Origin of the sequence: Mesorhizobium sp. B2-3-5, assembly GCF_006442395.1 — a bacterium.
Lineage (GTDB): Bacteria > Pseudomonadota > Alphaproteobacteria > Rhizobiales > Rhizobiaceae > Mesorhizobium.
Genome location: NZ_VFVX01000024.1, coordinates 51,291 through 62,980 on the forward strand (window position 1 = coordinate 51,291; position 11,690 = coordinate 62,980).

Here is an 11,690-nt window from a genome sequence, read left to right on the forward strand (position 1 = left end):
CTCCTTGCTCCTGCTCAAGACCGTCGACACCAACCCAACCTTTTCACCGCGCGAATCCAAGGCATTGCCCGAACGGCTGATAGCCGGCAATCCCGTCTTCAAGACCTGGGCACAGGACGTGGCCAAGGACGACCTCGTCCATACCGGCGTCTGGGAGGCGACGCCTGGGGAGACGCGCTCGATCAAGGGGGAGACCTTCGAGTTCTGCCATATCCTCTCCGGCATGATCGAAATCACCCCCGACGGCGGCAAGCCGGTGACCTACCGCGCCGGCGACAGTTTCGTGATGAAGCCTGGCTTCACCGGGGTTTGGAAGACCATTGAAACGGTGCGCAAGATCTACATAACCGTGGGGTAGAGGGCGTCCGCGACAGGCGCCGACCTGCGCGGAAGATTTTGCCGTACCTCGCGCCCAGCACGCAACATTCGGCGGCGACGGGCCACCGAACAGCGCATGCTGCGTGCTGGCACGCGCTACGCTCCGGTCAATGCAGGAAAGTGGTCGCCCATGAGCCTAAGCTTCGATCCGGATACAGTTCCCTTCCCCGTCGGGCATTTCATTGGCGGAGAGCTTATCGCCGCCGAGGGTGCGATCGAGATGCGCCGACCGTCTGACGGCAAGCCATACACCGCCTGCCCCATTGCCGGCATCGACATCGTCACCCGCGCGGTAGAGAGCGCCAGAGCCGCACTGAAGTCCAGCAACTGGGGCGGCGTTCGGCCTCGCGAACGCACCAAGGCGCTCCAGGCCTGGGCAGACCTGATCGAGGCGGAAGCCGAAGCGCTCGCCAGGATCGAGGCCGTGAGCTCGACCCGGCCCGTGGGACAGCTCATCGCCGGCGACATCGCCGTCACCGCTGAGCAGATCCGCTTCTTCGCCGAGTTCGCCGACAAGGAAGGCAGCGAGCTCGTGCCGACCGACGATACCAGCCTCGGCCTGATCATGAGCGAGCCCTATGGCGTGGTCGGCGCGATCACGCCGTGGAACTTTCCCATTTCCATGGCCGGCTGGAAGCTCGGCCCGGCGCTGGCCGCCGGCAATGCTGTCGTGCTGAAGCCCTCCGAGATGACGCCCTTCTCGGCAGTCTACATGGCGCAGCTTGCCGTCAAAGCAGGCCTGCCGGCCGGGCTCATAAACGTTGTGCTCGGCGATGGTCCGACGACGGGCACGGCGCTCACCGGCCATCCTGAGATCGCCAAGGTCAGCTTCACCGGCTCGACCCGGGCCGGATCGGCAATCATGGAGAATGTCGCGCGCACCGGCGTCAAGCCAATGACGCTGGAGCTCGGCGGCAAGAGCCCGCAGATCGTCTTTGCCGATGCCGATCTCGACAAGTCGGCGACTGCGATCGCCGGTAGCGTCATCTTCAACGCCGGCCAGGCCTGCGTCGCCGGCACGCGCCTGATCGTCGACAAGCGCGTGGCCGACCGGCTGACGGCCGCGATTCTGGAGCGGATGAACGCGGTGCGCCCGGGCCCTACCTGGGACGAGGCGACACACTATTCGCCGATCGTCTCAGACAGGCAGCGGACACGTGTCGATGGCATCGTGCGGGCCTCCGTCGAGGCCGGTGGCGAGTGCTTGACCGGCGGCGCCGCCATGGACAATTTCGGCTATTTCTACCAGCCGACGCTGATCGCCAATGTCGACCAGGCCAATCCCGCAATCGTCGAGGAGATTTTCGGTCCGGTCCTGACCGTCCAGACCTTCGAGACCGAGGAAGAGGCCCTGGCGCTGTCCAGCCATCCGACCTACGGGCTGGCTTCCGGCCTGTTCACCGCCGACCTGTCCCGCACGATCCGCATCGCGCGCAAGCTCGAAGCTGGCACCGTCTGGGTCAACCGCTACAGCCGCTCGCGCGACCACATCCTGCCGACCGGCGGCTACAAGCACTCCGGCATCGGCAAGGACCTTGGCCGCGAGGCCTATCTCGCCAACCGCAGGACCAAAAGCGTCCTGGTCAGCCTTTAGAGAGATGCCGATGAAGTCCTATTCGATCGCCCTGATCCCCGGTGACGGCATCGGCCACGATGTAACCGCCGCCGCCTGGGCGGTACTGGAAACGGCAGCCCAGCACGCAGGCTTTGCCCTGACGGCAACTCAATTCCCCTGGTCCTGCAAATTCTACAAGGAGACCGGCCGCATGATGCCAGAGGGCGGCATTGAGACGTTGCGCGGCTTCGACGCCATCCTCCTCGGCGCCGTCGGCTGGCCGGCGGAGGTACCGGATTCGGTCTCGCTTCACGGCCTGCTGCTGCCGATCCGCAAGGCATTCGTGCAGTACGCCAACATCCGGCCGCACCGCCTGCTTCCCGGCGTCAGGGGACCATTACGGGCGGAAAACTTTGACATCCTATGCATCCGCGAGAACACCGAAGGCGAATATTCCGGCGCCGGCGGGCGCGTGCATCAAGGCACTGCGGACGAGGTCGCGGTGGAGACCTCGATCTTCACCCGCGCCGGCGTGGAGCGCATCCTTCGCTTCGGCTTCGAGCAGGCACGGGCACGGAGGGGTAAGCTTGCCTCCGTCACCAAATCCAATGCGCAGAAATATTCTATGGTTTTCTGGGACGAGATCACGCGAAAGCTCGCCGCGGAATACTCCGACGTCGCCGTGACCAGCTATCATGTCGATGCGCTTGCCGCGCGCATGATCATGGCACCGGAAAGTCTGGACGTGGTCGTCGCCTCGAACCTCTTCGGTGACATCCTGACCGATATCGGCGCTGCGATCCAGGGCGGACTGGGCTACGCCGCCTCCGCCAACATCAACCCCGACCGCTCGGCGCCGTCCATGTTCGAGCCGGTGCACGGTTCCGCGCCTGACATCGCCCATCTCGGCATCGCCAATCCGATCGCCGCCATCTGGTCCTGCGCCATGATGCTCGATCATCTCGGCGAAAAGGCTGCGGGCGGCCGTGTCATCAAGGCGCTCGAGGCGACGACCGCCAGAGGCATCGGCACCATTGCCGGCAAGGACCGGACGGAGGCCATCACGGCCACCGTCATCGCGGCACTCACCTGATTGCAAGGTCGTTTTCGATGAAAAACTTGAAGGACAACACTCTCTTCCGCCAGGCAGGCCTGATCGGTGGCGAATGGGTCGGGGCCGGCTCCGGCAGAACGGTCGATGTCATCGATCCGGCCACGCAGACCGCGATCGGCACGGTGCCCGACATGGCCGGCTCCGAGACCCGCGCGGCAATTGATGCCGCGGTTTCCGCCTACCGGGATTGGAGGAAAAAAACCAACGCCGAACGCGCTGTCCTGCTGGAGGCCTGGCACAGCCAGATGCTCGTCCATCTGGACGATCTGGCACTGATCCTGACGACGGAACAGGGCAAGCCGCTGGATGAGGCCAGGGGCGAGATCCGTTATGGCGCCTCCTTCGTCAAATGGTTCGCCGAGGAAGCGCGTCGCATCAACGGCCACACCATCCCTTCGCCAACATCCGACCGCCGCATCATCGTGCTGAAGGAACCGGTCGGGGTGTGCGGTATCATCACGCCGTGGAATTTTCCCAACGCGATGATCACCCGCAAGGTCGCGCCGGCGCTCGCCGCCGGCTGCACGGTGGTCGTCAAACCGTCCGAGTTCACGCCCTATTCGGCGTTGGCGCTCGGCGTGCTCGCCGAACGGGCGGGCATTCCCGCCGGCGTCATCAATATCGTCACCGGCATGCCGACCGAGATCGGCAATGAGATCATGGCGAACGAGACCGTGCGCAAGATCTCCTTCACCGGCTCGACGCGAGTTGGCTCGCTGCTGATGCGCGGGGCGGCCGACAGCGTGAAGCGGCTCAGTCTCGAACTCGGCGGCAATGCGCCCTTCATCGTCTTCGACGACGCCGACCTCGACCTCGCCGTCGAGGGCGCACTCGCCTCGAAGTTCCGCAATGGCGGTCAGACCTGCGTTTGCGCCAACCGCATCCTCGTCCAGGCCGGCGTCTACGAAACTTTCGCCGCGAAGCTTTCCGCCCGCGTCAACGCCATGACAGTCGGGCCAGGCACACAGCCCGGCGTCGCCATCGGGCCGATGATCAACATTGCAGCGGTCGAGAAGATCAACCGGCACGTCGAGGACGCGCTCGCCAAAGGCGCCGCAATCGTCACAAAGAGCCCGGCGTTGCCGGAGGGCGCTCAGTATGTGGCGCCGCTGGTGCTGACGGGCGCCACAAAGGATATGCAGCTCGCCGGCGAGGAGACCTTTGGTCCGGTCGCGCCGCTTTTCCGCTTCGAGACGGAAGAGGAGGCAATCGCGCTGGCCAACGGCACGCCCTATGGGCTTGCCTCCTACTTCTACACCGAAAACCTGCAACGCGCCTGGCGTGTCGGCGAGGCACTGGAGTTCGGCATGGTCGGGCTCAACACCGGCTCGGTCTCGATGGAGGTGGCGCCCTTCGGCGGCATCAAGCAGTCCGGCCTCGGGCGCGAGGGCGCACAGGCCGGCATCGAGGAATATCTCGAGATGAAGAGTTTTCACATCGGCGGGCTGGGCTAAACCCAGCCCCGATTACCGTATCCGGTCGAGCGCCTTGTAGTAGAGCCCGACCATCGGCAGGAACCAGGGCTTGCCCGAGTAGCCTGGAATAGAAGGCCACTCGAGCCCCCGCATCGGATTGCGGTCCTCGCGGCCGAGCATGGCGTCGGCCATGATCATGCCGAGATGGGTGGAAAGCTGCGCGCCGTGGCCGGAATAGCCCATCGCGTACCAGGCTCCGTCCTGGTAGCCGGCGCGCGGGAAACGGTCCTTGGTCATGTCGACCAGCCCGCCCCAGCAATAGTCGATCTCGACCTTGGCGAGTTGCGGGAAAATCGCGGCGAGGCCCGCCTGCAATATCTGTCCGCTCTTGGCGTCGGAGCGCTGGTCGGATGTCGCCGAAAAGCGGGCGCGGCCGCCGAAGATCAGGCGCTTGTCCGGCGAAAGCCGGAAATAGTTGCCGATGTTCATCGAGGTCACGCATGTCCGGTTGCCAGGCATGGTCGATGCGATCTCGGCATCGCTCAACGGTCTGGTGGCGATGATGAAGCTGCCGACGGAGATGATCCTGCGGCGGAAATAGCCGAAATTCGGCGTGGTGTAGGCCCCGGTCGCCACCAGCAAATTGTCGGCGCTGATCTGGCCACGGGAGGTGGTGATCTCATGCCTGTTGCCGGCCTGCTTGCGGTCAGTCACCACCGCATTCTCGTGGATGACGGCGCCGTGGCGGACGGCGGCCGTGGCGAGACCGGCCACATAGCGGCCCATATGCATCATGGCGCTCTTCTTCGACAGCATCGCGCCATGGAAGGGAGAGCCGATCTCGGACTTGAGATCGGTCGCCGACAGCAACGCCGTGTCCGGATCCACTTCGGCATGAATGGCTTCGAAGTTGCGCGCAATCGCCTCGAAATGCTGCGGCTTGGAGGCGAGTTTCAGCTTGCCGGCGCGACGGAAATTGCAATCGATGCCTTCCTCGGCGACCAGCGCCTCGATAGTGTCGATGGAACTGTCCAGCGCGCGGTAAAGTGCGATCGCCCGTTCCCTGCCGAGCTCCGCCTTGGCCGAAAGGTAGCTATGTGCGAGGCCGTTGTTTAGGTGCCCGCCATTGCGCCCGGATGCGCCCCAGCCCACCCGCTCCGCTTCCAGCACCGCCACCTTCGCGCCGGCCTTCGCCAAATGGCGCGCGGCGGCGAGACCGGTGAAGCCGCCGCCGATGATGGCCGCGTCGTAGTGCCCCTCGACCGGGCCTTGCGCGCCGCCGGAAAAGACTGGGGCGGTGTCGTGCCAGTAGGAGACCAACTTCATCGGCATCCTGTCTGTCTCAAAGCCTAACCACGTCCGGAAGACCCGAAATATCGGCGATCTCGACATAGCCGTAATACGGGTTGGCCGGCTCGTGGCCCCGGTTGACCCAGACCTTGTTCTTGATGCCGAGGTCGTGTGCCGACATCAGGTCGTAGCGGAACGAAGACGAACAGTGAAGCACCTCTTCCGGGCCGCAGCCCAGCATGTCGAACATATACTCGAACGCCCTGAAGCGGGGTTTGTAGGCCTGCGCTTGTTCGGCCGTGTAGACGGCGTGGAATGGCGCGCCGAGCTTTTCGACATTGGACATGATCTGCGCGTTCATGGCGTTGGAGAGGATGACCAGCGGGATTTCCTTGGCGACCTTCGCCAGGCCGGCCGGAACGTCCGCGTGAGGCCCCCAGGTCGGAACACGCTCATAGACCATTCTGGCGTCCTCGGCGCTGAAAGCGACGCCGTTGCGCTTGCAGGCGCGCTCGAGCGCGTTGTGGACGACGTCGGCATAGGGCTTCCAGTCGCCCATGATCTCGTCGAGCCGGTAGGCCGCGAAGTTCTTTATGAACTCCTGCATGCGCGGTTCGTCGAGACGGCTGCCGTAGAGATCGCGCGCCGCTTCCGCCATCTGGAAGAAGGTCAACGTGCCGTAGCAGTCGAAGGTGATGTATTTGGGCCTAAAGGAAGCCATGTCCGTCGATCTCCGGTAGAAGCACATCCGCATTCGGGATGCTTGATCATATGCCGGCATCCGGCGAGCCACCTGACCGAAATGAACCTCCCGAAAGCAGAAAGTTCCGTATCCGCCATCCCGTTTGGCACGCTGTAGCATCTTGCCTGGCGATGGCAGCGCGATTTCGTGGCGTGGCGCGCTCGCTTCGGACGGCGCCGGCACAAGATGCGGCGCGCCCCTCACGCTACGGCGAAAGATACTGCCAAAGTCGAGGTCTTCAGACGATCTGCTGCGCGCCAATAGCCGAAACTTGGCATCAGACGAAAGGACGCTCAATGCAGCAGGGCGAGATCGAACTCCAGGCCTTCCGGCCCGACCACATCGAGGGCGCGGTGGCGCTTTCCCGCCAGGAGAAATGGCCGCATCGGCAGCAGGACTGGCAGATGGCGCTGCAGCTTTCGAGCGGCGCGGTCGCGCTCGACGACCAGGGCCGCGTCACCGGAACCATCCTGGTCACGCCCTACGGCAAGGACTGCGCCATGATCAACATGGTGATCGTCGACAGGGACGCGCGGGGCAAGGGGCTCGGGCGCCGTCTCATGGAGCAAGCCTTCACCCTCGCGGGCGAACGTCCGCTGCGGCTCGTCGCGACGACCGACGGCATGCCTCTTTATCAGAAGCTGGGCTTCGTGCCCTCCGGCACCATCATGCAGCATCAGGGCAAGGTCACCGAGCTTGAGGCGCCCGACGGCGTGGACGCAGCAGGCGCCGATGACCTGCCGGAAATTAAGGCGCTGGACCGCGGTGCCTATGGCGCCGACCGTGAAGCCTTGATCGATGCGCTGGCCGAGCGCGGCCAATTCGCCATGATCCGCCGCAACGGGGTTATCGAGGCCTATGCCGCGATCCGACCGTTCGGACGCGGCGAGGTGATCGGTCCGGTCATCGCGGGAAGTGCTGACGCCGCGAAGGCCCTACTCGCGTTCTTCGCCGCGACCCGCCCCGGCGCCTTCCTGCGTGTCGATACCGACAGCAGGACCGGCATTGCCGGCTGGCTCGAGGAAATCGGCCTCGCCCATGTCGGCGGCGGGGTGGCCATGGACCGTCCGCCCAAGAAAGATACTGAACAGTCCAGGCCAAGAATTTTCGCCCTCGCCAACCAGGCGCTCGGCTAGTCCGGAGACAACAATGCTCGCCAATTCCCTGATCGAACTCGACCGCGCCCATCTCATCCATCCTGTCGCCTCATACCGTGGCCATGAGGCGGTCGGCGTACGCGTGCTGAAATCGGCCAAGGGCGCCACCGTGACCGATGCGTCCGGCCGGCAACTTCTCGACGGTTTCGCGGGGTTGTGGTGCGTCAATGCCGGCTATGGCCACGACAGCATCGTCGAGGCGGCAGCCCGGCAGATGCGCGAGCTTCCCTACGCCACGGCTTATTTCGATCTCGGCTCGGAGGCGGCCATCCGGCTCGCCTCGGAGCTGGCCGAGCGCGCGCCCGGCGATCTCAATCACGTCTATTTCACGCTCGGGGGTTCCGACGCGGTCGACAGCACGATCCGTTTCGTCCGCTACTACTGGAATGCGAGGGGCGAGCCGAAACGCGACCAGTTCATATCCATCGAGCAGGGCTATCACGGGTCGTCGGTGGTCGGCGCGGGCCTCACCGCCCTGCCCGCCTTTCATGCCGGCTTCGGCATTCCCTTCGAATGGCAGCACAAGATCCCTTCCCCCTATCCCTATCGCAACCCGGTAGGCGAGGATGGGAACGCGATCATCGCCGCGTCGCTTGCCGCGCTAAAGGCCAAGATCGAGGAGATCGGGCCGTGGCGGGTCGCCGCCTTCTATGCCGAGCCGATCCAGGGCTCGGGCGGCGTCATCGTCCCGCCGAAAGGCTGGATCAAGGCCATGCGCGAACTCTGCCGGGAGTACGGCATCCTGTTCATCGCCGACGAAGTGATCACCGGCTTCGGCCGCACTGGGCCCCTGTTTGCCTGCACGGACGAGGACATCGTTCCCGATTTCATGACGACGGCGAAGGGCCTGACCTCGGGCTATGTTCCGATGGGCGCGGTGTTCATGGCCGACCATGTCTACGAGGTCATCGCCGACGGCGCGGGCGCCTCGGCCGTCGGCCACGGCTATACCTATTCCGCCCACCCGGTCAGCGCCGCCGTCGCCCTCGAAGTGTTGAAGCTCTACGAAGACGGTCTTCTGGAGAACGGCATCAAGGCCGGCGCCCGCCTGATGGCTGGCCTGTCGGGCTTGCGCGACCATCCGTTGGTCGGCGATGTGCGCGGTCGCGGCATGCTCGCGGCGATCGAACTTGTGGTCGATAAAGAGAGGAAGACACCGCTTCCAGCGTCGGCCATGCCGGCGCGGCGGGTCTTCGACAGGGCATGGGACAACGGCCTCATCATCCGTGCGTTTGCGCATGGGGTTATCGGCTATGCACCCCCGCTGTGCTGCACAGACAGCGACATCGACGTGATCGTGGAGCGCACGCGCCGAACGCTTGACCAGACGCTCGAGGACCCGGATGTTCGCCAGGCCCTGCCATGACGGGCAGCGAATATTTCGTGTCTCGAAATATCGCCGGGGCAGATGATTTCGCAATTTTGTGCCGCCCCCTCACGCCTTTTCGGCGAATCCAGCGCGGGGGAAGTGCCAGACTGCTCTTAAGACAAGGCCAGAAGACCCGAATTTCCGGGCCTTTGAAAAGGCCGACGCTCCGGACAGCACGGAATTTTGTTCTGTTCAGCACGATTAATGCGGCCGCGCGCAGAGGAGAGCCAGTCTTGGCCAGGGGCTTCAGCGAATTCAAGTATATGACCTTCGACGTTGTCGGCACGCTGATCGACTTCGAAGGCGGCATTACGACCTGCTTGGCCGGGATTGCCGCCGAGGCCGGCGTTGCCATCGATGGCGAAGCCGCGCTGGCCCTGTACCGGCAGGCTCGCTACATGCCCGATGCGGGCCTGTTTCCCGACGATCTCGTGCGTGTCTACATGGTTATCGCCCCACAACTCGGTCTGCCGGCCGAGGAGAAATATGGCGTCCGGCTGCGGGACTCCGCCAGTGCCTGGCAAGGTTTCCCCGACAGTGAGGCGGCATTGGCCGAGCTTGCGAAGTCACACAAGCTGATTGCCATGACCAATGCCCGCCGCTGGGCGCTCGATCATTTCGAGAAGCAGCTCGGATCACCCTTCTTCGCCACCTTCACGGCCGACGAGACCGGCACGGAAAAACCCCACCCTGCTTTCTTCCAGAAGGTCTTCGATTTCGTCGCCTCAAGGGGCGACAGCAAGGACGACATCCTGCACGTCGCGCAAAGCCAGCATCACGACATCGGCGTATCCCGGGCGCTCGGCATGACCAATTGCTGGATCGAACGCCGGCACGCCCAGAAGGGCTATGGCGGCACGATCGAGCCCGAGCGCTTCACCGTACCAGACCACCACTTCACCTCGATGGCCTCCCTTGCAGCGGCCGTTCGGGAAAGCCTGAAGGAACGAACCTGAGCCAAAGCCCGGAAAGCCGCAGCAAGACGAGCATCCTGACCAAACAACAGAAAGGGGAATGAACATGAAAGACAAGATCACGAACTGGACCAGCGCAGACGATGCCATGGTCGAAAATGCCATTCGGCGGGGCGCGAACCGCCGCGAACTTCTCAAGATGCTGTTGGCCGGTGGCGCCGCGATTGCCGCGGGCAGCGTGGTGCTCGGCCGCGCCACCCAGGCCGTAGCCGCCACGCCGGTTTCCGGCGGAAATTTCAAAGCCGCCGGCTGGTCGTCCTCGACCGCCGACACACTCGATCCGGCAAAGGCGTCGCTGTCCACCGACTATGTCCGCTGCTGCTCGCTCTACAACCGACTGACTTTCCTCGACAAGGATGGCGTCACGCAGATGGAGCTGGCCGAAAGCTTCGACAGCAAGGACGCCAAGACCTGGACCGTGAAGCTGCGCAAGGGCGTCACCTTCCACGACGGCAAGGACCTCACCGCCGACGACGTCGTCTTCTCGCTGAAGCGCCATCTCGACAAGTCGGTCGGTTCCAAGGTCGCCAAGATCGCGGCGCAGATGACCGGCTTCAAGGCGGTCGACAAGTCGACCGTGGAAATCACGCTCGCCGACCCGAATGCCGACCTGCCGACCATCCTGGCGCTGCACCATTTCATGATCGTCCAGGACGGCACCACGGACTTTTCCAAGGGCAATGGCACCGGCGCGTTCGTGCTGCAAACGTTCGAGCCTGGCGTGCGTTCGGTGGTCACCAAGAACAAGAACTACTGGAAATCGGGCAAGCCCTACCTGGATTCGTTCGAATTCATCGCCATCAGTGACGACAGCGCCCGTGTCAACGCGCTCTTGTCCGGCGACATCAGCTTCGCCGCCTCGATCAATCCGCGCGCGATGAAGCTCATCAGCGGCCAGCAGGGCTTCGAATTGTCGAAGACGACCTCGGGCAACTACACGGATCTCAACATTCGGCTCGATATGGACCCCGGCAACAAGGCCGACTTCGTGGCCGGCATGAAATATCTCGTCAACCGCGAGCAGATCGTCAAATCGGCGTTGCGTGGCCTCGGTGAAGTCGGCAACGACCAGCCCGTCTCGCCGGCCAATGTCTTCCACAACGCCGACGTCAAGCCGAAGGCTTTCGACCCGGACAAGGCGAAGTTCCACTTCCAGAAGGCAGGCCTGCTCGGCCAGTCCATCCCGGTGGTCGCTTCCGACGCCGCCACCTCATCGATCGACATGGCTGTGATCATCCAGGCCGCCGGCGCGGATATCGGTATGAAGCTCGACGTCCAGCGTGTCCCGGCCGACGGCTACTGGGACAATTACTGGCTCAAGGCGCCAATCCATTTCGGCAACATCAATCCGCGCCCCACGCCGGACATTCTGTTCTCGCTCCTCTACGCATCCAACGCGCCGTGGAACGAAAGCCAGTACAAGTCCGAGAAGTTCGACAAGATGCTCATCGAGGCGCGCGGCCTGCTCGACCAGGCCAAGCGCAAGGAGATCTATGGCCAGATGCAGGCTATGGTCTCCGAGGAGGCCGGCACCATCATCCCGGCCTACATTTCCAACGTGGATGCCCTCTCCAGCAAGGTGAAGGGTTTGGAGGCGAACCCGCTCGGTGGCATGATGGGCTACGCAATGGCGGAATATCTCTGGCTCGAAGCCTGAGGGAAGCCAGCCGGGGGCCAGTCAGCCAGCCCCCGGCAT

The 11,690-nt window shown here is 64.0% G+C and carries 10 protein-coding genes; 8 read left to right on the top strand and 2 right to left on the bottom strand.

The genetic code is table 11. From position 1 onward, the window contains the following. Window positions 1-4: 4 nt before the first annotated feature. The 4 genes from FJ958_RS23045 (at window position 5) to FJ958_RS23060 (ending at window position 4,501) form a co-directional block, all read left to right on the top strand. The gene (locus tag FJ958_RS23045) at window positions 5-358 is read left to right on the top strand and encodes a cupin domain-containing protein (protein ID WP_181176486.1); all 354 of its coding nucleotides are present in this window, start codon (window positions 5-7) and stop codon (window positions 356-358) included. Between the two features lie 150 nt (window positions 359-508). Continuing rightward, the gene (locus FJ958_RS23050) at window positions 509-1,972 is read left to right on the top strand and encodes an aldehyde dehydrogenase (protein WP_140745740.1); all 1,464 of its coding nucleotides are present in this window, start codon (window positions 509-511) and stop codon (window positions 1,970-1,972) included. Between the two features lie 10 nt (window positions 1,973-1,982). Beyond that, window positions 1,983-3,026 (top strand): tartrate dehydrogenase, encoded by a 1,044-nt coding sequence (locus FJ958_RS23055; RefSeq protein WP_140745742.1) that lies wholly within the window; start codon window positions 1,983-1,985, stop codon window positions 3,024-3,026. 17 nt (window positions 3,027-3,043) lie between these two features. After that, window positions 3,044-4,501: an NAD-dependent succinate-semialdehyde dehydrogenase gene (locus FJ958_RS23060; protein ID WP_140745744.1), complete on the top strand. Its 1,458-nt coding sequence runs from the start codon at window positions 3,044-3,046 to the stop codon at window positions 4,499-4,501. Window positions 4,502-4,513: 12 nt separating this feature from the next. Here the strand turns inward: FJ958_RS23060 and FJ958_RS23065 are convergent, their stop codons facing one another. Further along, on the bottom strand, window positions 4,514-5,788 hold the full coding sequence (locus FJ958_RS23065; RefSeq protein ID WP_140745746.1) for an FAD-binding oxidoreductase: 1,275 nt from the start codon (window positions 5,786-5,788) through the stop codon (window positions 4,514-4,516). Between the two features lie 16 nt (window positions 5,789-5,804). After that, a complete protein-coding gene (locus FJ958_RS23070; RefSeq protein ID WP_140745748.1) occupies window positions 5,805-6,473 on the bottom strand; it encodes a haloacid dehalogenase type II in 669 nt (222 codons plus the stop codon). A gap of 317 nt (window positions 6,474-6,790) precedes the next feature. Between FJ958_RS23070 and FJ958_RS23075 the strand changes: the two genes are divergently transcribed. From FJ958_RS23075 to FJ958_RS23090, 4 genes are all read left to right on the top strand, one after another. Beyond that, complete coding sequence (locus FJ958_RS23075) at window positions 6,791-7,630, top strand: GNAT family N-acetyltransferase (protein ID WP_140745750.1); 840 nt, start codon at window positions 6,791-6,793, stop codon at window positions 7,628-7,630. Window positions 7,631-7,643: 13 nt separating this feature from the next. Then, window positions 7,644-9,017 (top strand): aspartate aminotransferase family protein, encoded by a 1,374-nt coding sequence (locus FJ958_RS23080; RefSeq protein WP_140745752.1) that lies wholly within the window; start codon window positions 7,644-7,646, stop codon window positions 9,015-9,017. Window positions 9,018-9,253: 236 nt separating this feature from the next. Continuing rightward, on the top strand, window positions 9,254-9,976 hold the full coding sequence (locus FJ958_RS23085) for an HAD-IA family hydrolase (RefSeq protein ID WP_140745798.1): 723 nt from the start codon (window positions 9,254-9,256) through the stop codon (window positions 9,974-9,976). Between the two features lie 64 nt (window positions 9,977-10,040). Further along, window positions 10,041-11,651, top strand: coding sequence for an ABC transporter substrate-binding protein (locus FJ958_RS23090; protein WP_140745754.1), 1,611 nt, complete (start codon window positions 10,041-10,043; stop codon window positions 11,649-11,651). Window positions 11,652-11,690 lie beyond the last annotated feature (39 nt).